Here is a 23,992-nt window from a genome sequence, read left to right as displayed (position 1 = left end):
GGCAGGACCGGGGCTCAGAAGACCGACTCGGCCTCGTCCATCCGCCACTCCGGCACCCGCTTCAGCTCGGTGACCGCCTCGGCCAGCGGCACCATCGTGATGTCGGTGCCGCGCAGGGCCGTCATCCGGCCGAAGTCGCCGCGGTGCGCGGCCTCGACGGCGTGCCAGCCGAAGCGGGTGGCGAGCACCCGGTCGTAGGCGGTGGGGGTGCCGCCGCGCTGGACGTGGCCGAGGATGACCGGGCGGGCCTCCTTGCCGAGGCGCTCCTCCAGCTCGTGGGCGAGGGCGTTGCCGATGCCGGAGAACCGCTCGTGGCCGTACTGGTCGATGGCGCCCTTCTTGTACTCCATGCTGCCGGGGGCGGGGTGGGCCCCCTCGGCGACGCAGATCACGGCGAACTTCTTGCCCCGGGCGAAGCGCTCCTCGACCATCGTGACCAGGTCGCTGACCTCGAAGCCGCGCTCGGGAAGGCAGATGCCGTGGGCGCCGCCGGCCATCCCGGACTCCAGCGCGATCCAGCCCGCGTGCCGGCCCATCACCTCGACGACCATGACCCGCTGGTGCGACTCCGCGGTGGTCTTGAGGCGGTCGATGGCCTCGGTCGCGACGCCGACGGCGGTGTCGAAGCCGAAGGTGCGGTCGGTGGAGGAGATGTCGTTGTCGATGGTCTTGGGCACACCGACGACCGGCAGTCCGGCGTCCGACAGCATCCGCGCGGCGGTCAGGGTGCCCTCGCCGCCGATCGGGATGAGGACGTCGATGCCGTAGTCCTTGGAGTGGTCCTTGGCGTCCTCGCAGGCCTGCCGGAGGCGGGCGCGCTCCAGCCGGGAGGAGCCGAGGATGGTGCCGCCGCGGGCGAGGATGCCGCTGACCGCTTCGAGGTCGAGCTTGCGGAAGCGGCCGTCGAGCAGGCCGGAGAAGCCGTCCTCGAAGCCGATGACCTCGTCGCCGTGCCCGGTGAGGGCGCGATGGACCACCGACCGGATCACAGCGTTCAGGCCGGGGCAGTCGCCGCCTGCGGTGAGGACTCCGATACGCATCGTGCTGTGTCTCCTGTGCTCGCTGTCGGTTCGTGTGAGCCGGTCCGATTGTTTCACGGGGCCGCCCGGCCCTCCCCGACCGGCGGACCTCCCCCTACTGTTCCCCGCAGGGACCGCAGCAGGGAAACTGGGAGAGCGACCTAGCCATACGCGCAGGTATTGTCAAGAGGGGCAAGCCCACCATAACGGGCTAATTTTTACCTTGCGACCAACGGAAATGGATCGGAGAGCACGCGTGACGCGCAGCGTGTACGTGACCGGGATCGACCGCGGCGACGGACGCCAGGTCATCGAGCTGGGAGTCATGGAGCTCCTGACCCGCCATGTCGACCGGGTGGGCGTCTTCCGTCCGCTGGTGCACGACGACGGACCCGACCGGCTCTTCGACCTGCTGCGGGCGCGCTACCGGCTCACCCAGGGCGCCGACACCGTCCACGGCATCGGCTACGAGGAGGCGGCCGCCCTCCAGGCCGAGCGCGGCACCGACGAGCTGGTCTCCCGGCTCGTCGACCGTTTCCACGCCGTCGCCAGGGACTACGAGTACGTGCTGGTCCTCGGCTCGGACTACGCGGGCACCAGCCTGCCCGACGAGCTGAACCTCAACGCGCGGCTGGCCAACGAGTTCGGCGCGGCCGTGCTGCCCGTCGTCGGCGGGCAGGGCCAGGAGGCCGAGTCGGTGCGCGCCGAGGCCCGCAACGCCTACCGCGCCTACCAGTCGCTGGGCTGCGACGTGGTGGCCGTGGTCGTCAACAGGGTGGCGCCCGGGCAGCGCGAGGCCGTCATCGAGCGGCTCGCCGCCCATCTGCCGGTGCCCTGCTACGCGCTCCCCGAGGACGGCTCGCTCTCCGCGCCGACCGTCAGCCAGATCGTGCACACCCTGGGCGCCGAGGTCCTGCTCGGCGACGACTCGGGCCTGGCCAGGGACGCCCGGGACTTCGTCTTCGGCGGCGCCATGCTGCCGACCTTCCTCAAGGCGCTCACCCCCGGCTGCCTGGTGGTCACGCCCGGGGACCGGGCGGACCTGGTGATCGGCTCGCTCGCCGCGCACAGCGCCGGCGCCCCGCCGATCGCCGGGGTCCTGCTGACCCTCGACGAGCGGCCCGGGCCGGACATCATGGCGCTGGCGGCCCGGCTCGCCCCCGGCACCCCGGTGGTCTCGGTGCCCGGCGGGTCCTTCCCGACGGCCGGCGAGCTGTTCGCGATCGAGGGCAAGCTGAACGCCGCCTCGCCGCGCAAGGCCGAGACCGCGCTCGGCCTGTTCGAGCGGCATGTGGACACCGTGGAGCTGACGAACCGTATCTCCGTCGCCCGCTCCGGCCGGGTGACGCCGATGATGTTCGAGCACGAGCTGATCGAACGCTCCCGCTCCGGCCGCCGCCGGGTGGTCCTGCCCGAGGGGAGCGAGGAGCGGGTGCTGCGCGCCGCCGATGTGCTGCTGCGCCGCGACGTCTGCGCGCTGACGCTGCTGGGCGGCGAGGAGGCGATCCGCAAGCGCGCCGCCGACCTGGCCATCGACCTGGCCGACGCCCAGATCATCGACCCGCAGACCTCCCCGCTGCGCGAGCGGTTCGCCGAGCGCTACGCGGCGCTGCGCGCCCACAAGGGCGTCAGCGTCGAGCTGGCCTACGACGTGGTCGCGGACGTCTCCTACTTCGGCACGCTGATGGTCGAGGAGGGCCTGGCCGACGGCATGGTCTCCGGCGCGGTGCACTCCACCGCCGCCACCATCCGCCCCGCCTTCGAGATCATCAAGACCCGGCCGGGCGCCCAGATCGTGTCCTCGGTGTTCTTCATGTGCCTGGCCGACCGGGTGCTGGTCTACGGCGACTGCGCGGTCAACCCGGACCCGGACGCCGAGCAACTGGCCGACATCGCCATCCAGTCGGCCACCACCGCCGCCCGGTTCGGCGTCGAGCCGCGGATCGCGATGCTCTCGTACTCCACCGGCACCTCCGGCTCCGGCGCCGACGTCGACAAGGTCCGCAAGGCCACCGAGATCGTCCGCGCGCTGCGGCCCGATCTGCTGGTCGAGGGCCCGATCCAGTACGACGCGGCGGTGGACGCGGCGGTCGCGCAGACCAAGCTGCCCGAATCCGACGTCGCCGGCAAGGCCACCGTGCTGATCTTCCCGGACCTCAACACCGGCAACAACACCTACAAGGCCGTGCAGCGCTCGGCCGGCGCGGTCGCCGTCGGCCCGGTCCTGCAGGGTCTGCGCAAGCCGGTCAACGACCTCTCGCGCGGCGCCCTGGTGCAGGACATCGTCAACACCGTGGCCATCACCGCCATCCAGGCGCAGGGCGAGCGGCCCGGCGCCGCCCCCGCCGCCTGACCGCGCCCCCGCCCCACCCGCCCCTCCCCACCGGAAAGCGCTCCATGACTGCCACCGCCACCCGCGTCCTCGTCCTCAACTCCGGCTCCTCCTCGGTGAAGTACCAGCTGCTCGACATGCGCGACGGCGCCCGGCTCGCCGTCGGCCTGGTCGAGCGGATCGGCGAGGGGTCCTCGCGCCTGGCGCACACCCCGCTGGCCACCGGCGGCGAGCAGCGCGAGACCGAGGGCGCCATGGCCGACCACGAAGCCGCCCTGAAGGCCGTCGCCGCGGAGCTGGCCGCCGACGGGCTCGGGCTCGACTCCCCCGAGCTGGCCGCGATCGGGCACCGGGTGGTGCACGGCGGGCTGAAGTTCACCGAGCCGACCGTGATCGACGACGCGGTGCTCGCGGAGATCGAGCGCCTGGTGCCCCTCGCTCCGCTGCACAACCCGGCCAACATCACCGGCATCCGCACCGCCCGGGCGCTGCGCCCCGATCTGCCGCAGGTCGCGGTCTTCGACACCGCCTTCCACACCACGATGCCTGAGTACGCGGCCCGTTACGCCCTCGACGTGGAGACCGCCGACCGGCACCGCATCCGCCGCTACGGCTTCCACGGCACCTCGCACGCCTACGTCTCCCGCACGACCGCGGCGCTGCTGGGCAAGGACCCCTCCGAGGTCAACGTCATCGTGCTGCACCTGGGCAACGGCGCCTCCGCCTCGGCGGTGGCCGGCGGCCGCTGCGTGGACACCTCGATGGGCCTGACCCCGCTGGAGGGCCTGGTCATGGGCACCCGCTCCGGCGACATCGACCCGGCGGTGACCTTCCACCTCAAGCGGGTGGCCGGGATGTCGGAGGACGAGGTCGACGAGCTGCTCAACAAGCAGAGCGGACTGGTCGGGCTCTGCGGCGACAACGACATGCGGGAGATCCGGCGCCGGATCGACGCCGGCGGTGAGGACGGGGCGCGTGCCCGGCTCGCCTTCGACATCTACATCCACCGGCTGAAGAAGTACCTCGGCGCCTACAGCGCGGTGCTCGGCCGGGTCGACGCGGTGGCCTTCACCGCGGGCGTCGGCGAGAACGCCGCCCCGGTGCGCGAGGCGGCGATCGCCGGCCTGGAGGAGATGGGGATGGCGGTGGACGCGGACCTCAACGCCCGGCGGTCCGGCGAGCCCCGGCTGATCTCGCCCGAGTACGCCCGGGTCGCGGTCGCCGTGGTGCCCACCGATGAGGAACTGGAGATCGCCCAGCAGACATACGCACTGGTCAGCGCCTAGGAGTCGGTGTTTCCGCCGACCTATATATTCCGCGACTAAACAAACCGATAGGATTCCGCCCATGCGCCGTTCCAAAATCGTCTGCACCCTGGGCCCCGCCGTCGACTCCTACGAGAAGCTGAAGACGCTGATCGAGGCCGGTATGAACGTGGCCCGTTTCAACATGAGCCACGGGACCCAGCCGGAGCACGAGGAGCGGTATCACCGCCTCCGCAAGGCCTGCGAGGAGACCGGCCGCGCGGTCGGCGTGCTGGCCGACCTCCAGGGCCCCAAGATCCGCCTGGAGACCTTCGCCGACGGCCCCGTGGAGCTGGTGCGCGGGGACGAGTTCGTCATCACCACCGAGGACGTGGCCGGCGACAAGCACAGCTGCGGCACCACCTACAAGGGCCTGCCCGGCGACGTGTCCAAGGGCGACCCGATCCTGATCAACGACGGCAATGTCGCCCTCCAGGTCGTCGAGGTCGACGGCCCGCGGGTGCGCACCATCGTCATCGAGGGCGGGGTCATCTCCGACCACAAGGGCATCAACCTCCCCGGCGCCGCGGTGAACGTCCCCGCGCTGTCCCAGAAGGACATCGAGGACCTGAAGTTCGCCCTGACCATGGGCTGCGACATGGTCGCGCTGTCCTTCGTCCGGGACGCCAAGGACGTCCAGGACGTGCACCGCGTCATGGACGAGGTGGGCCGCCGGGTCCCGGTCATCGCCAAGGTCGAGAAGCCGCAGGCGGTGGCCAACATGGAGGAGGTCGTGATGGCGTTCGACGCCGTCATGGTCGCCCGCGGTGACCTGGCGGTGGAGTACCCGCTGGAGAAGGTCCCGATGGTGCAGAAGCGGCTCGTCGAGCTGTGCCGCCGCAACGCCAAGCCGGTGATCGTGGCGACCCAGATGATGGAGTCGATGATCACCAACTCCCGGCCCACCCGCGCCGAGGCCTCCGACGTCGCCAACGCCATCCTCGACGGCGCCGACGCGGTCATGCTCTCCGCGGAGTCCTCGGTCGGCCAGTACCCGATCGAGACCGTCAAGACGATGTCGAAGATCGTCGAGGCGGCCGAGGAGGAGCTGCTCTCCAAGGGCCTGCAGCCGCTGGTGCCCGGCAAGAAGCCGCGCACCCAGGGCGGCGCGGTGGCCCGCGCGGCCTGCGAGATGGCCGACTTCCTGGACGGCAAGGCGCTGGTGGCCTTCACCAAGTCCGGCGACACCGCCCGCCGGCTCTCCCGCTACCGTGCCGCCCAGCCGATCCTCGCCTTCACCACCGAGGCCGCCACCCGCAACCAGCTCACCCTGAGCTGGGGCGTGGACAGCTTCGTCGTGGAGCACGTCGACAACACCGACGCGATGGTCGACCTGGTCGACGCCGAGCTGCTCAAGCTCCAGCGCTACAGCAAGGGCGACACCATGCTGATCACCGCCGGTTCGCCCCCCGGCGTCCCCGGCACCACCAACATGGTCCGGGTGCACCACCTCGGCGGCCAGCAGGGCTGACCGCGCGCGAGAACGGCGGTGGGCCGCCCCCTGGAGAGGGGGGCGGCCCACCGCCGTTCTGTGCGGCTCCCGAACGGGTCGGTGGCCCGGGGCGTTCCTCAGCCGGTCATGAACTGGTGCAGACCCGGGACGTGGAGGTTGCCGCCGAACTGTCCCGCCTGGTCGATCTTCACCTTGGTGAAGTACGCGAACGGGACGTTGATGGGCGGCGGGTGCTCGGGGTCGAAGACGATCGGGATCAGCCCGAAGAGGTTGCCCTGCAGCCGCTCGGTGTACATGGTCACCTTGCCGCCGCGGATCGTGGACGTGGACCCCTGGGACGCCTGGACGTGGTACTTCTTGCCGGACGCCCGGTCGTCGACGGTCTGGTGCAGATCGCCGATGTCGAGGCTGTCGGCGGTGAACTTCAGGGCCTGCTTGGTGTGGCCGTTCTGGGTCTGGACGTTGACGACGCCTTCGTAGTTCAGACCGCGCAGGGTGAGCGCGCTGGACTCCAGGTGCCAGGGGTCGTCGGGCAGGGTGACGGGGGTCTGCTCGTCGTCGCCCTTCTGCTTGTTCTCGACGACGCAGGGGAAAGACTTCTTGCCGCTGGCGTCCTTGCCGTCCAGGCCGCCGCCGGGCAGGGCGTTGTCCGCCGCGCCCACCGCGCCGTGGACGGTGTCGTTGACCGTCTTCGAGCCGCTCGTGAGGCCGTCACCGGCCTTGCCGGCGCCGTCCTTGAGGCCGTCGACCGTGTCCGTGACCGGCTTGGTGGCCTTCTTCACGGCCGACCCGGCGGACCCATCAGCCTTCGACGCCGACTCCTTCGCCGCGGCGTCCTTGGAGGCGGACGCCGAAGGGCTCGGGGTGGCCGACGTCGAGGGGCTCGGCGAGGCCGACGCGTCGTCGGACTTGCCGCCGAACAGCCCGCCGAGCGCATCGCCGATGCCGCCCAGCAGACCGCCGTCGTCCTTCTTGTCGTCGGAGGACGAGGGCGAGGGCGAAGGGGTCGCCGAGCCGGTGGGCCCGCTGCTCCCCTTCGCGTCGGACGGCGCGGGCGCGGGCTTCTTCTCCGCGTCCTTGCCGGCCGAGGGCGAGGGCGAGCCGGACGGGTCGGCCGAGGGCGTGCCGGACGGCTCGGCGCCGTCCTTCTTGCCCGTGTCGTCCTTCGCGCCGTCCTTGGACTTGGCGTCCTTCTGGCCCGCCTTGTCCGGTGCGGTGACGCAGGGGCCGTCCTTGAAGGGGCTCTTGGGCGCCGGCTTGGCGATGGCCATCTGGGGCGTGAGCCCCATGCCCATCAGCACGGCGGACGGCATGGCGGCGATGGCTATCGCCTTGCCCGCGGGCACGTGGAGCCGCGTCAGCAGCGGCCTCCTGGGGGCCGCGTGTCTGGGCCCGCTTCTCGCCCCGGCAGCTGCGCTCTCCTCGTGCAGCTCGTCACCCGGCACGGTGCCTCCCGTTCTCTCCATTGGTCGGGCTCGTTCCTGACAGGTCGTCCAGCCCGTTGCCGAACCCGGGACCGGCGGCCGGCGCGGGGTGCGTGGCGACCACGGGCCCGGCGACCGTCCTCGGCGCCTGATCGTCGTCCGCCTCGCTCCGGGCGGCCTTGCCCGGCGCCCAGGAGACACCCAGCGCACCGCCGATCAGCCCCAGGAGGAAGCCGATCAGGAAGGCGCCGAAGTTCGAGACGACCAGGGAGACCAGGGCGAGCAGAATCGCCGCCACCCCCGCGAAGACGCGGGAGGCAGGCTGGAACCACATGGTGAGACCGAGCACGACCAGCAGTACGCCGATGATCAGCGAGCCGGCGCCGGCGGTGGTCGCCATGCGGACGGTCAGGGAACCGATCGTGAGATTCGCGTAAGGGATGTACATGATCGGGAAGCCGGCCAGCAGGGTCAGCATGCCGCCCCAGAACGGGCGGTGTCCGCGCCACTCCCGGAACGAAAGCCGCTTGCGGCCGATGGTCTCGATCAGCCGTGGTCGCGTTTCGGCGCTCATGTCGTACAGCTCCTCGGGACTGGCAAATCGGTGGTTCTGTGCGGGGTGTCCTACTGGGCACTACCCGGCGTACGGGCACGGGGAACGGCCACAGCCGTCTACAGCTCGCCCCGCGCCCGCACGCTCAGTGCGTCAGTAGCACTCGCTCTTGCCCTTGGCGACGCTCATCTTGAGGCCGCTGAGCTTGAACGTGCCGGCCGTCGTGGCCCAGGCCTGCTGCTGTACGTGGGTCAGCGTGGCCGAGTCGGCCTGCTGGGCGAACGAGCCCGGGTCGGCCTTGTCGCCCTTGTGCATCCCCGGGCCCTTGGTCGTCGAGCCCGCAGCAACACCGATGTCGATGTTGTTGAAGGTCGCGTCCGCGGACAGCTGGTCCAGGTCGATGTAGAGGTTCTTCGCCTCGACGGGCGTGTCACCGCCACCGGCCGCCAGCTTCATCGACACATCGCCGAAGACCGGGACCGGCACGACCACCGACTGGCACAGGTTCTTGATCTTGGCGTTCGAGAACCCCGAGACCGCCACCGGGACCTGCTTGCCGCCCTTCTGGGCGTCAATGGCTCCGTACTGAACAAATCCGGTGCCGTCCAGCCGGTCAGTACTGACCTTGAACTGCTGGCCGGACACGCTGAACGATGCCGCGAGCGCACCCTGCGAGAGGGCGACACCGATCGCGGCGGTCGCCGCGACGCTCGGCACCATGACGACGGCGAACCGCTTCCATCTGGTCCCGCCACGAGCCAGGGACTCCATGACTTTCCTCCTTCTCGGACGTACATCTCCGGTACCGGCCGCCTCCGTTGAGGGGCCGTACCTGGGATGGGAGAAGTGCTACGTCCTCGGGAAGGAGAGCGCCCGTCCTCGGAGGCACATCGTGTTCCGAATACCGGCGATCACCCCCGAGCGACAACCACTGGCCACGCTCTCGCGCAACCTCCTGGACAGGCCCTGCCGGATGAGCAGAGACCCCCCTGTCCACGGCCGGCGACACCGCCGCCGACCACTCGGTGGGGACCCAAGTACCCCGCGACACCAACCGGATGCCGGGCTGCGGGAATGGACCGAGCGTGGCCGATCGTGGTCCATTCACGGCCGCCGCACAAGGGGCTCGTTACTTGCGGGTAACGGCCCGATAAACACGGTGCGACGGAGCGAGATCAACTGGACACGGGCTGTCGCTACTGACAGCGAGAGAACATAAGGCAATTGCGGACACAACGCCGCAAGAGGGTGGCTCAGACTTACTACAAGTAACAGCGGCCACGATTACCAAGTTTTGGTAAAACGTGGCCGCTGCTTCGTTTGTTTGGTCAACCCGCGGAGGGCGTACTGGTCACAAGGGGGCGAGTCGCAAGACAGCGGGTCAGAACAGCACCCGCGCAAGCGCCGTGCGCGCCGTCGTCACCCGCGGATCGTCCGCGCCGATCACCTCGAACAGGTCCAGCAGCCGCAGCCGGGCGGCCTCGCGGTCGTCGCCCGCGCTCCGCTTCACCGCCTCGACGAGCCGGCCGAAGGCATCCTCGACATGGCCGCCGACCAGATCGAGGTCCGCGGCCCGGATCTGCGCCGGCACATCGGCCGGGTTCTCCGCGGCCTCCTTGCGCACGGCCTGCGGGTCCAGGTCCTGGACCCGGTGCAGGAGTTCGGCCTGCGCCAGGCCGAGCTTGGCCTCCGGGTTGGCGGGGTCGTCGGACAGGACGTTCTTGTAGGCCTGGATGGCGCCGCCCAGATCACCGGAGTCGAGCGCCTGGTTCGCGGCTTCCAGCAGCGCGTCGTACGGACCGGCCGGCACCGGGGCCTCGACCTGCTCCTCAGCGCCCGCGGCCGGTGCCTCGACCGGCGCCCCGACGATCCCGAACTGCTGCTCGGCGGCCTGCACCAGCTGGTCGAGCACGTCGCGGATCTGCGACTCCGGGGCCGCGCCCTGGAACAGCGGGATCGGCTGACCCGCCACGACCGCGAACACCGCCGGGATGCCCTGCACCCCGAACTGCTGGAACAGCATCTGGTTGGCGTCGACGTCGATCTTGGCCAGCACGAACTTGCCGGCGTACTCCCCCACGAGGCGCTCCAGCAGCGGACCCAGCTGCTTGCACGGCTCGCACCACTCGGCCCAGAAGTCGATGACGACCGGGACCTCGGTGGAGCGCTGCAGGACGTCCTGCTGGAACCCCGCCTCGTCGACGTCGAACACCAGGCGGGCACCGCTCGCGGGCGCCTGGCCCGTACGGGCGGCCTCGGCGCGTGCCTGCTCCGCCTTCTGCTTCGCTTCCCCGGCCGCCTTCAGCGCACCGAGGTCGACGACTCCACTCATGGACATGTTGCGTGGCTGCATGGGTCCATCCTCCCCCCTGGGCGGGCCGTTCCGAAAAGCGATCCGAAAAGCGCTGCGGTCTGCTGCGCGGATTCCCCGGTCCGGTAGCGCCGCCGGACCCTCCGCAGAGCACCGCTTCCGCCTCGTGCGCCCCGCCGGAATGCCGGCGCACGGTCTGGATCGCTGCCCGATGTCCCGGTCCCTGGAGGACCGGAGTGGCCATGGGTCCCCACCCACGGCCGGTGGCTATCACTCTTTCGCTACGACCCGTAGCGTAACTCGCCGTCGCCCCCGGCCCACAACCGGTTTCAGTCCTGCGTGAAGTGATCTCCCTCACGGCGGACCGCGGCGGGCCCCGTACTGCCCGGTATGGTCGCCCGCATGTGCCACTCCGCCAGCCCCCGCAAAGGCCGTACGGGCCGACCGCGCAGCGCCGCGACCGACCGTGCGATTCTCGGCGCGACCCGTGCCGCGCTGGTCGACGTGGGCTGGGGACGGCTGACCATGAGCGAGGTGGCGGCCCGCGCCGGCGTCGCCAAGACGACCCTCTACCGCCGCTGGGCCAACAAGAACGAGCTGGTCGTGGATGCCGTGGCGGTCCTCTTCGACGAACTCGAACTCCCCGACCGGGGCTCGCTGCGCGCCGACATCGAGGGCGTGGTCCTGCAGTTCGGCGCGCTGCTCGCGCGGCCGGAGACCAAGACGGCGCTGATGGCAGTCGTCGCGGAGTCCACCACCGACGGGGCGCTGCGCGAACGGATCCGCTCGGCGATCGTCGACCGCCAGAAGCGGCTGGTCTCGCTCGGGCGCTCGCGCGCCCAGACCCGCGGCGAGCTGCCGCCGGACACCACCGGCGAGGAGGGCGAGCGGGCGGCCGCCCGCAACATGGACCTGATCTTCGATGTGATCGCCGGGGCGATCGTGCACCGCACCCTGGTCAGCGGGGAGCCCGTGGACGCCGAGTGGGGGCGCGACTTCACCGCCCTCTTCCTGGGCGGCCTGACCGGACTGGCCACTCCCGGCGGCCACGACTGACCCGGCCGACGCGCGCGGGGCGGCCCGGTGTCCGTCCGGAACACCGGGCCGCCCCGTAGGCGGCCCTCAGACCTGGTAGCGGTCCGCCGCGAACAGGTGCACGTTCTCGGCGACCCACTCCGAGGTCCGCTTCAGCCCCTGCTCCAGGGAGACCTCCGGCTGCCACGAAGCCCACTCGCGGGCCCGGGAGTTGTCCGACAGCAGCCGCTCGACCTCGCTGCCGGCCGGCCGCAGCCGCTCGGTGTCCACCACCACCTCGGCGTCCCGGCCCGAGGCCGCTATCAGCGCCTCGGCGAGCGCCCCGATGGAGATCTCCCGCCCGGTACCGAGGTTGACGACCTCGCCCAGCGCCCGGTCGCAGTCGGCCATCGCGAGGAAGCCGGCGGCGGTGTCCGTGACGTAGGTGAAGTCGCGGGTCGGGGTGAGCGAGCCGAGCTTGATCTGCCGGGCGCCCGCGTGGAGTTGGGCCAGGATCGTGGGGATCACGGCGCGTGCGGACTGGCGGGGGCCGTAGGTGTTGAACGGCCGCACCACGGTCACCGGCAGCCCGAACGCGTGCCGGTGCGACAGCGCCATCATGTCCGCGCCGATCTTCGAGGCGGAGTACGGCGACTGCGGCTGCAGCGGGTGGTCCTCGCTGATCGGCGCGGTCAGCGCGGTCCCGTAGACCTCACTGGTGGAGGTGTGCACCATCCGGCGCACCTCGTAGCGCCGGCAGGCCTCCGCGACGTTCTCCGTGCCCACCACGTTCGTCTGCACGTACGCGCCCGGCGAGTCGTAGCTGTACGGGATGCCGATGAGCGCGGCGAGATGGAAGACGGTGTCGCAGCCCGCGACGGCGTCCATCACCCGGCCCGCGTCACGGACATCGCCCGCGATCATCTCGACCGGGGAGCCCGGCACCAGATAGCGCGCCAGGTTTCCCTTCTCGGCGTACGGCTTGTAGTGGACGAAGGCGCGGACCTCGGCGCCGGCGTCCACCAGCATGTCGACGAGGGCCGAGCCGATGAATCCCTCGGCGCCGGTGACCAGGACCTTGCGGCCGGCCCACTGCTGTGCGGTGCGGTTGCTCATGCGGACTCCTTCAAAGGGGTGTGCGGGTGCGGGGAGGCGGCCGGGTGTCCGGCCAGTGCCAGCGCCTTGGCGGCCAGCAGGTCGGCGGCCCGGGCGTGGGTGCCCCGGTCGGCGGCCGCGCCCATCGCGGCGAGCCGGGCGGGGTCGTCGAGCAGCGGCGTGACCAGCTGGTCCAGCCGCTCGGCGGAGGTCTCCGGGTCGGGCAGCAGCAGCGCCGCCCCGGCGTCGGAGAGCACCCGCGCGTTGTGCGTCTGGTGATCGCCCGGCGCGTGCGGATACGGCACGAGGACGGCCGGCATCCCGATCGTGGCCAGCTCGGCGATGGTCGCCGAACCGGCGCGGCACACCACCAGATCGGCCGCCGCGTACGCCAGATCCATCCGGTCCAGATACGGCACGGCCTCGGCGACCGCCGACCCGCCGTTGGCCGCCAGCCGGGCCCAGGTCTCCTCCAGGGCCGCCGGGCCGGTCTTGATCAGCAGCCGCAGGTCCCGGCGGTCCCGGTAGCGGCCGGCCAGTTCGACGGCCGCCTCCGTGAGCCGGGCGGCCCCCAGGCTGCCGCCGTTGACCAGCAGCAGCCGGCACCCGTCCGGGACGCCCAGGGCCCGGCGGGCGGCGGGGCGCAGGGCCGCGCGGTCCAGCTCGGCCAGCGGCCCCACCAGCGGCATCCCCACCGTCTCGGCCCGCTCGCCGCCGGCCAGGTGCGCGCGGCTGCGGTCGAAGGCGAGGGCGAGGTGCGGGGTGAGCCGGGCGGCGAACTTGTTGGCCCGCCCGGGCACCGCGTTGGACTCGTGGATCAGGCTCGGCAGCCCGGCCATCCGCGCCCCGACGATCACCGGGGCGCTCGGGTAGCCGCCCATACCGACCGCGACCTGGGCCTTTTGTTCCTTGAGGATCGCCCGACACTGGGCGCCCGAGCGGAGCAGGGCGGCCGGCAGCAGATAGCGTCGGGCGCCGAGCGAGGGATCGAAGGGAATCATGTCGACGGTGTGCAGCCGGTACCCGGCCTGCGGGATCAGCCGCGTCTCCAGGCCGCGTTCGGTCCCGACGAAGGAGATCACCGCGTCGGGCACGGCCCGGCGGAGCGCGTCGGCGAGAGCGAGACCCGGATAGATGTGGCCGCCGGTGCCGCCCGCACCGATCACGACAGAGAGTGGTGTGCGCATGGCCGCCACGCTCGCGACATGCCCTAAGAAGCTTCTAAGAGAGGTGTTTGGCAGCCTATGTCCATGCCGCCCACCCCCGGGAACACTCCCGCCGCCAGGATCCTCGTCGTCGATGACGAACCGGAGGTGCGCGCCGCCCTGGAGGACGGCCTCGCCGTGGAGGGCTACGAGGTGCGCGGCGCCGCCGACGGACTGGCCGCCCTCTCCGAGGTCGCCTCCTGGCAGCCGGACGCCCTCGTCCTGGACGTGATGATGCCCGTCCTGGACGGCCTGGCCGTCTGCCGCCGGCTGCGCGCCCTGGACGACCGCACCCCGATCCTCGTGCTGACCGCACTGGACTCGGTCAGCGAACGGGTCGACGGCCTCGACGCCGGCGCCGACGACTACCTCGTCAAGCCCTTCGCCCTGGACGAGCTGGTCGCCCGGATCCGCGCGCTGCTGCGCCGCGCCTCGACCACGGCCGCCGACGACACCCGGCTGGCCTTCGGCGACCTGGTGGTGGACCCGGTGACCCGCACCGGCCACCGGGGCGATCGCCCCCTGGAGTTCAGCCGCACCGAATGGGCCCTGCTGGAGCTGCTGTTGCTGCACCCCGGACAGGTCATGCCCCGGGAGATGATCCTGGACCGCGTCTGGGGCCGCGACTTCGGGCCGGACTCCAACTCCCTGGCCGTCTACATCGGTTATCTGCGGCGCAAGCTGGAGGCGGGCGGCGAGCCCCGGCTCGTCCACACCGTGCACGGCATCGGCTACCGCCTCGGCCACCCGGAGGGCGCGTGAGCGGCACCCGCGGGCTGGGCGCCCGCTGGCGGCGCCGGCGCCCGCTGCGCACCCGGCTGGCGCTGGCCGCCTCCGCCGCGGTGGCGCTGGTGGCGGTCGGCGTCTGCGCGGCCGCGTTCGTCGTCATCGAGTACCAGATGACCCGCCAGCTCGACCGGAACCTGGCCCAGACGTCCACCGAGGTCATGCGCGAGCGCCAGGACTGGGGCCCGACGGTGAGCGACGCCCTGTGCCAGTACCCGGCCTCGTCCTGCTTCCAGATCGTGCCGGCCGACCCCGCCAAGGACCCGCGCAAGCCGTATCTGCTGCGCGTCACGGACGCCACCCGGCAGGTCGCCGCCGGCCGGCACGCGGCGTTCTACAGCAAGGAGAAGGTCGCCGGGCAGCCGGTCCGGATGTACACCACGCGCCTGGCGGGCAAGGACGAGGCGGTCCAGGTCGCCCTGCGCTCCGACTCCGTCGACCGGAGCGTGGAGCAGGCCGCCTGGGCGCTGTCCGCGGTCGGCGCCGCCGGGGTGCTGCTGGCCGCCGCGCTCGGCTACTGGGTCTCGCGTACCGGCCTGGCCCCGGTCGCCCGGCTCACCGCCACCGCGGAGCGCATCGCCGCCACCCGCGACGCCCGCCACCGCATCGACCTGCCCGCCGGGCCGCTCGCCCGGGAGGACGAGATCACCCGGCTGGCCACCAGCTTCAACACCATGCTCGGCGAGCTGGAACAGTCCGTCGCCTCCCAGCGCCGGCTGGTCGCCGACGCCTCGCACGAGCTGCGCACCCCGCTGACGGCGCTGCGCACCAACGCCGAACTCCTCGCCCGCGCCGACCGTCTGACGGACGCGCAGCGCGACCGCGCCTCGGCCGCGCTGGGCCGCCAGCTGCGCGAGGTCACCACGCTCGTCAACGACCTGATCGAACTCGCCCGCGACGAGGAGCCCCAGCCGCTGGTCGAACAGGTCCGCCCGGCCGCCCTGCTGGAGCACGTGGTGGCCACCGCCCGCGAGCACTGGCCGGAGATCACCTTCACCACCGGCATCGACCCGGCCGCGGCGGACCGCACGGTCCCCGGAGTGCCGGCGCGGCTCGCCCGCCTGCTGTCCAACCTCCTCGACAACGCCGCCAAGTTCTCGCCGCCCGGCGGCCCCGTGGAGACCGAACTCGCCCTGCGTGAAGGGGAGTTGCATCTGACCGTCCGCGACCACGGGCCCGGCATCGGGCCCGAGGACCTCCCGCACGTCTTCGACCGCTTCTACCGCGCGAAGGCCGCCCGCGCCCTGCCCGGCTCGGGCCTCGGCCTGGCGATGGCCCGCCAGATCGCCCGCGCCCACGGCGCCGACCTCACGGCGGAGCACGCCCCGGGCGGCGGCGCCCTCTTCCGGCTGCGGATGCCGCCGGCGGGGTAGCCCCGGTCAGCGCACGCGGCCCGCGCCGCCCGCCGCCCCGTCGGCCTCCGCCGCGCGCTCCTCGACCCGCGCCCGCACCGCCTGCCGGTCCTGCGGCGACATCGACCGCCAACTCTCCCGCATCCCGGAAATCCCGTCGGTGAGCACCCGGTACCCGGACGGATCGTCGAGCACGTCCTTCAACTCCAGCCGCCCGCCGAGCACCTTGCGCGCGAGGTCCCGCAGCGCGGCCGGCGCCGACCCGGCATCCCGCACCCCCCGCAGCGCCTCGGTGAGCTGCACGTTCTGCTCCTCGGCGAGGTCCGGCTCCGCGACGGGGTAGTCCCGCTCACCGGGGCCGTCGTACCTGTGGTCCATGGGTGGCCCTTCCTTCTTCAGCCTTCTTCAGCCGAAGGCGCTGCGGGCGCGTTCGGTCTCGTCCCGGCCGCTTTCGGTCGTGGGGGCGGGGGGAGTCGCGGGGGTGGCCGAAGGGGAGGTGGTACGGCTCGCGGGAGTGTCCGCCGAGTCCGTCCCGCCGGATCCGCTTCCGGACGAGGAGGTATCGCCTGACTCGCCGCCGGAGGGCGTCCCGGAGTCGCTCCCGGAGGAGCCGGCCTCGCCGCCGCCCTCGCCCTCCGCGGCCGCCTCCTTGTCCTTGTAGCGCACGTCATGGAGGTTCTTGATGCCGTCGGCCGTCTCCTGTTCCGCGTCCCAGATCTTCTTTCCGCCCCCGGCGAAGTCGCCCTGCGCGACCTGACCGGCGCCCTGCGCCAGGTGGTAGGCGCCGGTGACCGTCTTGCCGAGGTCCTTGACCTTCTCGCCGGGTGCCCATCCGCCCTTGTCATCGATGTCGATGACGGGCTTGAGCCCCGCTCGCCCCGCCGCGCCCCAGTCGAAGTGGTCCTGCGCGCCGAAATAGCTCTTGATCCCCTGAGTGGCGACGTTCTGGCCGACGCCCTTGGCCGCGTCCGTGCCGATGGCCTTGGCCAGCTCCTGCGCCATCTCCTTCGCGTCCCGCACCACCTTCTTCTCGATGGCGTCCTTGATGGCCTGGACGATCTTCTGCTTCGCCTCCTGGAAGATCCTGCGGACCATCACCCTGGTCGTGGCCGTGGCGGCGGCGGCTCCGGCCTCGGAGGCGCCCAGCGTGACCGGCGCGGCGGCCTGGGCCGTCGCCAGCTCCACGGCCAGCGCGAGGAGCTGCAGCAACACCTGGGCTTTCATGATCATGACAATGCCTGCCACCGCCTGCAGCGCGAGGGCGAGCACCTCGGCGGCATCGGCGGCGTCATCGAGGTAACCGTCCTGGCCGAACTTCTTCCAGTGGTCGCCGAAGGCCTCGATCGCCGCACCCGAGTTGGCGCCGCGCACCGCGTACGCGGCGGCATTCCCCTCCTGCTGAGAGGTCCGGGCGGAAGCGGCGAAGGCATTCCAGGCCCCGGCGGCCTCCAGCATCTTGTCCTCATCCACATTGGGCCATTGAAAACCCAGCAGATCGAGGATCCAGTCGACCTCATTCGGCAGCATGACGGACACGAGGTGTCGTTCCCTTGAAAGCGCGTGTGTGGACGGACGGCGGTGGCGCGACGGGCGCCGGAAGGGTGCGCGGTCAGTGCGCGATATCCGGGCGGCTCGCCGCATAACGGGCGAGGTGGTCGCGCTGCTCCTGCTCCGTCGCGTCGTAGTGCGCAGCCATGGACTCGAGCTTGCTGCCGATCCTGGAGATCTCGTGGCCGAGGTGCGGCATCGAGTCGCAGATTCCCTCCGCGACCGGCCCGTAGAAGTCGTTGAAGGTACCGACGAAGTCGTCCTTCCCCCACGCCTCCCCGGGATCTCCGCCGCATGCCGCCTTGAGTTTCCGGGCCGCCTCACCGAGGTCGGAGCCGATCTCCCTGAAGGCGCCGCCCTGCGTCTTGAGCACCGCCGGATCGACGTCGTACCCGGAGCCCGACACGGATTCCCCCTCGGATCTACTGCGCGCAGATAGACAAATAAATCTCGTGTCGTACGGTATCCGGCGTCCGCAGCAGCCGAATCCATGAATGTGAAGGCCCACTTCACATTTAGCGCACCGTGTTCACGCATGACGTCAGCGCCCGACAGCCTCCGTCACTCTCCAGCGATCAGGAAGAGAAAGAATTTCCGTGCCCAGCCCCACCCGCGCGAACGGCAAACTCTCGTTCGGCACTCGATGCGCCCTCTTGTCCCTCTTCGCCATGCTTTTCCTGGCCAGCGCCATGTTCGCCGTAAAAGGCCTGGCCGCGGCGGGCTTCACGGGAACACACGGAACCTTCACGATCAAGGAATGCGCGCAGCACCACCACACCAGTTCACGTCACTCGACCAAGTCCTCGCCCGAATACGACTGCACCGGACATTTCCGCTCGGATGACGGCAAGGCCGTGGATGATGACGCTTCGCTGAGCGGCCTCGACATCCGCTACACCGCCGGTACGCGCCTGCCGGCCCAAGCCAACACCGGCACATCCGCTGTCGGCTTCCTGATGCCGGACTATGCCCTCACCAGCCGCGGGGAGATCACCAAGAACTTCATGGGTGCCTTCGGCTTCCTGCTCTTCGCTCCTTTTCTGCTCTTCGGCTGGCTCACGGGCACCGCGGAAACCGGCGGCACGTTTCGCCAGGTACGGGAGAAGTGGCGCGCGACCGCCGGGACCCGCACCCGCACCCTCGTCCTCACCAGTGGTGGCGTCATCCTCTTCGGCACGCTCGTCGTCAGCCCGGTGCTCGGGGTCGTGCTGGCGCCCTGAGCCGGCGAACGGACCACGGCTGCCGAGAACCGCAAAGGCCCCGAGCCCCCGGATCACCGGGCTCTCGGGGCCTGTCGCGGGCTCGCGGACGCGGGGAGCTCAGAACCCCGCCGGCTCCGTGTAGATCCCCCACTCGTCCCGCAGCGCGCCGCAGATCTCGCCGAGGGTGGCCTCGGCGCGGACGGCGGCCAGCATCGGCTCGATCATGTTGCTGCCGTCGCGGGCGGCTTCCAGCATCGTCTTGAGCGCGGCCTGCACCCGGGCGTCGTCGCGTGCCGCCTTGCGGTCCGCCAGGACGCGTACCTGGTCCCGCTCGACCTCGTGGCTGACCCGCAGGATCTCCAGGTCGCCGGTGACCGAGCCGTGGTGGCAGTTGACGCCGACGACCTTCTTGTCGCCCTTCTCCAGCGCCTGCTGGTACTGGAAGGCGGACTCGGCGATCTCGCCGGTGAACCAGCCGTCCTCGATGCCGCGCAGGATGCCGGAGGTCATCGGGCCGATGGGGTGCTCGCCGGTGGGGACCGCGCGGCGGCCGCGCTCCTTGATCTGCTCGAAGATCTTCTCCGCGTCCGCCTCGATCCGGTCGGTCAGCGACTCGATGAACCACGAACCGCCCAGCGGGTCGGCGACGTTGGCGACGCCGGTCTCCTCCATCAGCACCTGCTGGGTGCGCAGCGCGATCTCCGCGGCCTGCTCACTGGGCAGCGCCAGGGTCTCGTCCAGCGCGTTGGTGTGCAGCGAGTTGGTGCCGCCGAGCACGGCCGCCAGGGCCTCGACGGCGGTACGCACCACGTTGTTGTACGGCTGCTGGGCGGTCAGCGAGACACCCGCGGTCTGGGTGTGGAAGCGCAGCCACTGCGCCTTCTCGCTGGTCGCGCCGTAGACGTCCCGCATCCAGCGGGCCCAGATCCGGCGCGCGGCGCGGAACTTGGCGATCTCCTCGAAGAAGTCGAGATGCGCGTCGAAGAAGAAGGACAGGCCGGGGGCGAAGGTGTTGACGTCCAGTCCGCGCGAGAGCCCCAGTTCCACGTAGCCGAAGCCGTCGGCCAGCGTGTACGCCAGCTCCTGTGCGGCCGTCGCGCCCGCCTCGCGGATGTGGTAGCCGGAGACCGAGAGCGGCTTGTACGCGGGGATGCCGCGGGCGCAGTGCTCCATCAGGTCGCCGATCAGGCGCAGATGAGGCTCGGGCTGGAAGAGCCACTCCTTCTGCGCGATGTACTCCTTGAAGATGTCCGTCTGGAGGGTGCCGTTCAGGACGCCGGGGTCGATCCCCTGCCGTTCGGCGGCCACCAGATACATGCAGAAGACCGGGACGGCCGGCCCGCTGATCGTCATGGACGTCGTGACGTCGCCCAGCGGGATGTCCTTGAAGAGGACCTCCATGTCGGCGGCGGAGTCGATGGCGACACCGCAGTGACCGACCTCGCCGAGCGAGCGCGGGTCGTCGGAGTCCCGCCCCATCAGGGTCGGCATGTCGAAGGCCACGGAGAGTCCGCCACCGCCGGCCTTGAGGATCATCTTGTAGCGCTCGTTGGTCTGCTCGGCGTTGCCGAAGCCGGCGAACTGGCGGATCGTCCAGGTCCGCCCCCGGTAGCCGGTCGGGTAGAGCCCCCGGGTGAAGGGGTACTCGCCCGGCCAGCCGATCCGCTCGAACCCCTCGACGGTGTCCCCGGGCCGGGGCCCGTAGGCCGGCTCGACGGGATCGCCCGAGAGCGTGGTGAAGTCCGCGTCCCGCTTGCGGGCGGAGTCGTACCGAGCCTGCCAGCGGCGGCGGCCCTCATCGATCGCGTCAGCGTCCATACCCTCGAATTTACTAGGACGTCCTAGTAATTGTCGACGGGAACGGGCCCGGAGTCGCCTCATGCGTCCCAGAAGTCACCTTCCGTAACCGCGGGCACACAGCAGAACGCGCCCGCCCCACGGGGACAGGCGCGTCAGGCGGGCCGGGCCGCCGTCAGACCTTCGCCGGCTCCGGCGTCCCGGCGGCGAGCAGCGGCTCGATCTCGCGGACCACGGTGCGCTCGACGAAGAACGCGGCGGTGGGGATCGTGCCGGCGATCAGCACCCACAGCAGCTTGCCGAACTTCCACTTGGCCTTGGAGCCCAGGTCGAAGGCGAAGACCAGGTAGACGATGTAGAGCACGCCGTGGATCTGCGAGACGACCAGGGTGAGGTCCTTGCCCATCCCGAAGCCGTACTTGAACACCATGCAGGTGCAGAGCACCAGCAGCATCACGGCGGTGATGTAGGCCATCACCCGGTAGCGGGTCAGGACGCTTCGCTTCATGCCCCGAGCGTAACCACCGGTGCCGCGGCGATCTTCGCCGCCCCCCTGTGGACGGACGGGCCGGGCACCGGGCAGGGAGAGCGGGTCACTCGTCCTTGAAGTCGGCCGCCGCCACCCGCAGCGGCCGCAGCAGCGCGAAGATCTCCCCGCACTCCTCGGCGTCGTACGTCCCGAGCCCGAAGTCCATCGCCATCAGCTCGCGGGTCGCCGCGTCACACACCTCACGACCCTTTTCGGTGATGGTGGCGAGCGTGCCCCGTCCGTCGTTCGGGTTGGGCCGCTTGGCGACGAGACCGGACTTCACCAGCCGGTCGACGGTGTTGGTCACCGAGGTCGGATGCACCATGAGCCGCTCACCGATCTTGGACATCGGCAGCTCACCGGCCTTGGAGAAGGTCAGCAGCACCAGCGCCTCGTACCGTGCGAAGGTCAGCCCGTACGGCTTGACCACCGCGTCCACCTCGGCCAGCAGGATCTGATGGGCGCGCATGATCGAGGTGATGGCGGCCATCGAGGGCACGGCCCCCCAGCGCTGCTGCCACAGTTCGTCGGCGCGCGCGATGGGATCGAAAGCAAGGCTGAGCGGCTTCGGCACGCGTCCGACCCTACCCGGGGCTCACATGGTGGTCAGCCGCGTCTCAGTTTTCGGTCCCGGGGACCGGCCCGGCCGCGGTGTGCCCCGCCCGGACGCGCCTGCGGACCGGCCGCGCAGGCCCCCGGGCCGTCCGCCGCACCTCCCGGATCACCGCCGCCACCGCGACCGCCCCCACGACCCCCGCGGCCGGCATCACCACCCGCAGGGGCGCCCACTCCGCGGCCGCCCCCGCCAGCCCCATCGCGAGCCCCATCACGGTCATCCGCCCCGCCTGCAGCACCGTCATCGCCTGCCCGAGCAGCTCCTCGGGGACCGCGGCGACGAACCAGCGGTCGACCCCGAAGTTGTACGAGATCCCGGTGCCGGTCAGCACCAGCAGCAGCACCGCCCAGCCGAACGAGGGCCGCGCGGCGAAGCCGAGCGAGGGCAGGACGGCGAAGACGCCCATGGGGAAGGTCAGCCGGGCCCGGGCCCGCGGCCCGAGGAACGCGCCCACCAGGCTCTCCGCGGCCACCGCGCCCAGCGGCATGGCGCACAGCAGCAGCCCCGCCCCGGCCGGCCCCACCCCCAGCAGGCCGGCGTAGGGCACCAGCAGCGCCTCCGGGACGACGACGAACGCCGGCGGCAGCCACGACAGCAGCAGCAACGCCCGCACCCGGCGGTCGGTCAGCAGCCGGCGGACGCCGCCCAGCGAAGCCCCCAGCAGCGCGCCACGCCCCGCGGCGCCCCGCCCCGCGCCGCGGGCCGGCCGGGCCCGGGTCCCCAGCCGCAGCAGCAGCGCCGAGCCGAGGAAGGAGCCCGCGGTGAGCGCGAGCACGGCCCGCGGGGAGACCGCGGCGAGCAGCAGGCCGCCCGCCCCGAACCCGGCGAGCTGGGCGCCCTGGTTCACCAGGCGGATCACCGAGCGCCCCAGCGCGAACCGCTCCCCCGTGCCGAGGATCTCGCCCAGCGTCGCGGCCCGGGTACCGGCGAAGACCGGCGCGACGGCGGCGAGCGCACACCGCAGCGCCAGCAGGACCGGGACCGGCGTGCCCGGCAGCACCATCCCGGCGGCCGCCAGGGCGCACAGCAGATCGCAGCCGACCAGCACCCGCCGGGCCGCGCACCGGTCGGCGACCGCCGACAGCAGCGTCCCGCCGACCGCGTACGGCAGCAGCCCCAGCGCCAGGGTCAGCGCGCCGAGCAGCGGCGACGCGGTGATCCGGAAGACCAGCACGGACAGGGCCAGCTCGCAGACGACCACACCGAGCGAGGACAGCAGATGCGCGGCGAAGACGGCACGGAACTCGCGGACGGCGAAGACGGCGCGGTACCGGGGCGGGCGCGCGCCGTCGGGGCGGGCGGCGGCATCGGGGCCGGGACCGCCGTCAGGGCAGGCGGGGGTGGGGCCCGACGGCGCGGGCCCGGAGGGCGAAGGCATGTCCGCAGCCTGCCGGAGCCGCTCCCCGCCCCGTATTCTTTCGGCTGCGGCCGAATCCCGGGCCCGGAAGGGGAGCGCGCCCCGCCATGCCGGTGAACCTCCACTTCGGCGCCGACGACTTCCTGCGCGTCCGGTTCGCCGTCTCCCCGCTGTGCGAGACCCATGAGGCGGTACGCACCCTGCGCCGCACCGACCGGCACGGCTATCACGTCCCGTGGCTGCGCCGGATGCGCCGGGCGCTGGACGGCCTGGACCTGACCCCGCTGTGGCTCTTCATGCCGTCCTCGCCCCCGGGCTACACCCCCGACTTCCTGGGCCGCCCGCCGGAGTCCCCGATGGCGGGCTTCGAGGAGGAGATCGCCCGGCTGCGGGCCACCGATCCGGCCCTGGCCCGCGCCGAGATGGCCAAGTCGCTGGCCGGCCGGCCGGACGCGGCACGGTCGGCGCGCGGCCGGGCGGCGCTGGCGGACCCGGCGCGGGCGGTCCGGGAGCTGGCCGATGTCACCGAACGGGCCTGGCGGGCGCTGCTCGCCCCGGACTGGCCGCGGCTGCGGGCGCTGCTGGAGGCCGAGATCGCCTACCGGTCACGGCAGTTGGCGGGCGGCGGGCTGCGGCTGCTCTTCGCGGATCTGCACCCGCGGCTGTCCTGGTCGGGCGGCACCCTCACCGTCCGCACCCGTGCCGACTTCGTCCGGATGCAGGACCTGGACGGGCGCGGGGTCCTGCTGCTGCCCAGCGTCTTCGTCTGGCCGGACGTGGTCAGCGGCTTCGACCCGCCGTGGCAGCCCACCGTCATCTATCCGGCGCGCGGCATCGGCGGGCTGTGGACCGAGCCGGCGGCCGGCCCGGCGCTGGCCCGGCTGCTGGGGGCGAACCGCGCCGCCGTACTGGCCGCCCTCGACACCCCCTCGACCACGACGGAGCTGGCGCACCGCCTCGGCCTGGCGCCGTCGTCCGTCTCGGCGCATCTGTCCGTGCTGCGCGACGCCGGGCTGCTGACCTCGCACCGGGACGGGCACCGGGTCCGCTACGCGCGCACGCCGCTGGGGATCACGCTGGCGGCGGGCGGCTGAG

22 protein-coding genes are annotated in these 23,992 nt (G+C 71.9%); 8 read left to right on the top strand and 14 right to left on the bottom strand.

Annotated elements, in window-relative coordinates; translation table 11 throughout:
• Positions 1-14 precede the first annotated feature (14 nt).
• The gene (locus ACQP17_RS25190) at positions 15-1,040 is read right to left on the bottom strand and encodes an ATP-dependent 6-phosphofructokinase (protein WP_433858311.1); all 1,026 of its coding nucleotides are present in this window, start codon (positions 1,038-1,040) and stop codon (positions 15-17) included.
• Between the two features lie 235 nt (positions 1,041-1,275).
• On the opposite strand from ACQP17_RS25190, the gene pta reads away from it, so the two are divergent.
• The 3 genes from pta to pyk all read left to right on the top strand — a co-directional run bounded on the left by pta (position 1,276) and on the right by pyk (position 6,126).
• Positions 1,276-3,372, top strand: coding sequence for a phosphate acetyltransferase (pta, locus tag ACQP17_RS25185; protein WP_364877535.1), 2,097 nt, complete (start codon positions 1,276-1,278; stop codon positions 3,370-3,372).
• Between the two features lie 44 nt (positions 3,373-3,416).
• Entirely contained in the window at positions 3,417-4,637 is a 1,221-nt protein-coding gene (locus ACQP17_RS25180) for an acetate kinase (RefSeq protein WP_433858310.1), read from the top strand.
• A 61-nt stretch (positions 4,638-4,698) separates the two neighbouring features.
• Entirely contained in the window at positions 4,699-6,126 is a 1,428-nt protein-coding gene (gene pyk, locus ACQP17_RS25175) for a pyruvate kinase (protein ID WP_433858309.1), read from the top strand.
• Positions 6,127-6,224: 98 nt separating this feature from the next.
• On the opposite strand, the gene ACQP17_RS25170 is transcribed toward pyk, so the two are convergent.
• From ACQP17_RS25170 to ACQP17_RS25155, 4 genes are all read right to left on the bottom strand, one after another.
• Complete coding sequence (locus ACQP17_RS25170) at positions 6,225-7,574, bottom strand: hypothetical protein (RefSeq protein ID WP_433858308.1); 1,350 nt, start codon at positions 7,572-7,574, stop codon at positions 6,225-6,227.
• Positions 7,543-8,106 (bottom strand): DUF6114 domain-containing protein, encoded by a 564-nt coding sequence (locus ACQP17_RS25165; protein WP_433858307.1) that lies wholly within the window; start codon positions 8,104-8,106, stop codon positions 7,543-7,545. The genes ACQP17_RS25170 and ACQP17_RS25165 overlap by 32 nt, the downstream gene beginning before the upstream one ends.
• 132 nt (positions 8,107-8,238) lie before the next feature.
• Entirely contained in the window at positions 8,239-8,856 is a 618-nt protein-coding gene (locus ACQP17_RS25160) for a DUF6230 family protein (RefSeq protein ID WP_364877524.1), read from the bottom strand.
• 610 nt (positions 8,857-9,466) lie between these two features.
• Positions 9,467-10,438: a tetratricopeptide repeat protein gene (locus tag ACQP17_RS25155; protein ID WP_433858306.1), complete on the bottom strand. Its 972-nt coding sequence runs from the start codon at positions 10,436-10,438 to the stop codon at positions 9,467-9,469.
• 360 nt (positions 10,439-10,798) lie between these two features.
• Between ACQP17_RS25155 and ACQP17_RS25150 the strand changes: the two genes are divergently transcribed.
• Positions 10,799-11,452, top strand: coding sequence for a TetR/AcrR family transcriptional regulator (locus tag ACQP17_RS25150; RefSeq protein ID WP_433858305.1), 654 nt, complete (start codon positions 10,799-10,801; stop codon positions 11,450-11,452).
• 66 nt (positions 11,453-11,518) lie between these two features.
• On the opposite strand, the gene ACQP17_RS25145 is transcribed toward ACQP17_RS25150, so the two are convergent.
• Positions 11,519-12,526 (bottom strand): GDP-mannose 4,6-dehydratase, encoded by a 1,008-nt coding sequence (locus ACQP17_RS25145; protein ID WP_433858304.1) that lies wholly within the window; start codon positions 12,524-12,526, stop codon positions 11,519-11,521.
• Positions 12,523-13,692, bottom strand: coding sequence for a UDP-N-acetylglucosamine--N-acetylmuramyl-(pentapeptide) pyrophosphoryl-undecaprenol N-acetylglucosamine transferase (locus ACQP17_RS25140; protein ID WP_433858303.1), 1,170 nt, complete (start codon positions 13,690-13,692; stop codon positions 12,523-12,525). The genes ACQP17_RS25145 and ACQP17_RS25140 overlap by 4 nt, the downstream gene beginning before the upstream one ends.
• 57 nt (positions 13,693-13,749) lie before the next feature.
• Between ACQP17_RS25140 and ACQP17_RS25135 the strand changes: the two genes are divergently transcribed.
• Positions 13,750-14,472: a response regulator transcription factor gene (locus ACQP17_RS25135; protein WP_364877514.1), complete on the top strand. Its 723-nt coding sequence runs from the start codon at positions 13,750-13,752 to the stop codon at positions 14,470-14,472.
• Positions 14,469-15,869, top strand: coding sequence for a sensor histidine kinase (locus ACQP17_RS25130; RefSeq protein ID WP_433858302.1), 1,401 nt, complete (start codon positions 14,469-14,471; stop codon positions 15,867-15,869). The genes ACQP17_RS25135 and ACQP17_RS25130 overlap by 4 nt, the downstream gene beginning before the upstream one ends.
• A gap of 6 nt (positions 15,870-15,875) precedes the next feature.
• Here ACQP17_RS25130 and ACQP17_RS25125 read toward each other — a convergent pair whose 3' ends face one another.
• From ACQP17_RS25125 to ACQP17_RS25115, 3 genes are all read right to left on the bottom strand, one after another.
• The gene (locus ACQP17_RS25125) at positions 15,876-16,226 is read right to left on the bottom strand and encodes a hypothetical protein (protein ID WP_433858301.1); all 351 of its coding nucleotides are present in this window, start codon (positions 16,224-16,226) and stop codon (positions 15,876-15,878) included.
• A gap of 27 nt (positions 16,227-16,253) precedes the next feature.
• On the bottom strand, positions 16,254-17,375 hold the full coding sequence (locus ACQP17_RS25120; protein ID WP_433858300.1) for a hypothetical protein: 1,122 nt from the start codon (positions 17,373-17,375) through the stop codon (positions 16,254-16,256).
• Positions 17,376-17,457: 82 nt separating this feature from the next.
• A complete protein-coding gene (locus ACQP17_RS25115; protein WP_433858299.1) occupies positions 17,458-17,802 on the bottom strand; it encodes a hypothetical protein in 345 nt (114 codons plus the stop codon).
• 190 nt (positions 17,803-17,992) lie between these two features.
• On the opposite strand from ACQP17_RS25115, the gene ACQP17_RS25110 reads away from it, so the two are divergent.
• Positions 17,993-18,616 (top strand): hypothetical protein, encoded by a 624-nt coding sequence (locus ACQP17_RS25110; RefSeq protein ID WP_433858298.1) that lies wholly within the window; start codon positions 17,993-17,995, stop codon positions 18,614-18,616.
• A gap of 99 nt (positions 18,617-18,715) precedes the next feature.
• Here ACQP17_RS25110 and ACQP17_RS25105 read toward each other — a convergent pair whose 3' ends face one another.
• The 4 genes from ACQP17_RS25105 to ACQP17_RS25090 form a co-directional block, all read right to left on the bottom strand.
• Positions 18,716-20,416, bottom strand: a complete 1,701-nt coding sequence (locus ACQP17_RS25105; protein ID WP_433858297.1) for an acyl-CoA mutase large subunit family protein — start codon at positions 20,414-20,416, stop codon at positions 18,716-18,718.
• 154 nt (positions 20,417-20,570) lie between these two features.
• On the bottom strand, positions 20,571-20,903 hold the full coding sequence (locus ACQP17_RS25100; RefSeq protein WP_433858296.1) for a DUF3817 domain-containing protein: 333 nt from the start codon (positions 20,901-20,903) through the stop codon (positions 20,571-20,573).
• Between the two features lie 85 nt (positions 20,904-20,988).
• Positions 20,989-21,498, bottom strand: a complete 510-nt coding sequence (locus tag ACQP17_RS25095; RefSeq protein ID WP_433858295.1) for a MarR family winged helix-turn-helix transcriptional regulator — start codon at positions 21,496-21,498, stop codon at positions 20,989-20,991.
• 43 nt (positions 21,499-21,541) lie between these two features.
• The gene (locus tag ACQP17_RS25090; RefSeq protein WP_433858294.1) at positions 21,542-22,918 is read right to left on the bottom strand and encodes an MFS transporter; all 1,377 of its coding nucleotides are present in this window, start codon (positions 22,916-22,918) and stop codon (positions 21,542-21,544) included.
• 86 nt (positions 22,919-23,004) lie between these two features.
• Between ACQP17_RS25090 and ACQP17_RS25085 the strand changes: the two genes are divergently transcribed.
• Positions 23,005-23,991 carry a DUF5937 family protein gene (locus ACQP17_RS25085; RefSeq protein WP_433858293.1) on the top strand — a complete coding sequence of 329 codons (987 nt, stop codon included), beginning with the start codon at positions 23,005-23,007 and terminating at the stop codon, positions 23,989-23,991.
• The last annotated feature ends 1 nt before the right edge of the window (position 23,992 follow it).

The sequence above is a fragment of the Streptomyces kronopolitis genome, from assembly GCF_050953795.1.
Classification (GTDB): Bacteria; Actinomycetota; Actinomycetes; order Streptomycetales; family Streptomycetaceae; genus Streptomyces; species Streptomyces kronopolitis_A.
Note: the sequence above shows the minus strand (reverse complement) of the source record. Positions and strands in the feature narration are given on the sequence as shown.

What these genes read in the sequence shown, in the direction of transcription:
- pyk (WP_433858309.1), top strand. Translation starts at nt 4,699, where the DNA reads ATGCGCCGTTCCAAAATCGTCTGCACCCTGGGCCCCGCCGTCGACTCC.
- ACQP17_RS25100 (WP_433858296.1), bottom strand. Translation starts at nt 20,903, where the DNA reads ATGAAGCGAAGCGTCCTGACCCGCTACCGGGTGATGGCCTACATCACC.
- ACQP17_RS25180 (WP_433858310.1), top strand. Translation starts at nt 3,417, where the DNA reads ATGACTGCCACCGCCACCCGCGTCCTCGTCCTCAACTCCGGCTCCTCC.
- ACQP17_RS25135 (WP_364877514.1), top strand. Translation starts at nt 13,750, where the DNA reads ATGTCCATGCCGCCCACCCCCGGGAACACTCCCGCCGCCAGGATCCTC.
- ACQP17_RS25085 (WP_433858293.1), top strand. Translation starts at nt 23,005, where the DNA reads ATGCCGGTGAACCTCCACTTCGGCGCCGACGACTTCCTGCGCGTCCGG.
- ACQP17_RS25125 (WP_433858301.1), bottom strand. Translation starts at nt 16,226, where the DNA reads ATGGACCACAGGTACGACGGCCCCGGTGAGCGGGACTACCCCGTCGCG.
- ACQP17_RS25155 (WP_433858306.1), bottom strand. Translation starts at nt 10,438, where the DNA reads ATGCAGCCACGCAACATGTCCATGAGTGGAGTCGTCGACCTCGGTGCG.
- ACQP17_RS25140 (WP_433858303.1), bottom strand. Translation starts at nt 13,692, where the DNA reads ATGCGCACACCACTCTCTGTCGTGATCGGTGCGGGCGGCACCGGCGGC.
- ACQP17_RS25165 (WP_433858307.1), bottom strand. Translation starts at nt 8,106, where the DNA reads ATGAGCGCCGAAACGCGACCACGGCTGATCGAGACCATCGGCCGCAAG.
- ACQP17_RS25170 (WP_433858308.1), bottom strand. Translation starts at nt 7,574, where the DNA reads ATGGAGAGAACGGGAGGCACCGTGCCGGGTGACGAGCTGCACGAGGAG.
- ACQP17_RS25105 (WP_433858297.1), bottom strand. Translation starts at nt 20,416, where the DNA reads ATGGACGCTGACGCGATCGATGAGGGCCGCCGCCGCTGGCAGGCTCGG.
- ACQP17_RS25190 (WP_433858311.1), bottom strand. Translation starts at nt 1,040, where the DNA reads ATGCGTATCGGAGTCCTCACCGCAGGCGGCGACTGCCCCGGCCTGAAC.
- ACQP17_RS25090 (WP_433858294.1), bottom strand. Translation starts at nt 22,918, where the DNA reads ATGCCTTCGCCCTCCGGGCCCGCGCCGTCGGGCCCCACCCCCGCCTGC.
- ACQP17_RS25120 (WP_433858300.1), bottom strand. Translation starts at nt 17,375, where the DNA reads ATGCTGCCGAATGAGGTCGACTGGATCCTCGATCTGCTGGGTTTTCAA.
- ACQP17_RS25160 (WP_364877524.1), bottom strand. Translation starts at nt 8,856, where the DNA reads ATGGAGTCCCTGGCTCGTGGCGGGACCAGATGGAAGCGGTTCGCCGTC.
- ACQP17_RS25150 (WP_433858305.1), top strand. Translation starts at nt 10,799, where the DNA reads ATGTGCCACTCCGCCAGCCCCCGCAAAGGCCGTACGGGCCGACCGCGC.
- ACQP17_RS25145 (WP_433858304.1), bottom strand. Translation starts at nt 12,526, where the DNA reads ATGAGCAACCGCACCGCACAGCAGTGGGCCGGCCGCAAGGTCCTGGTC.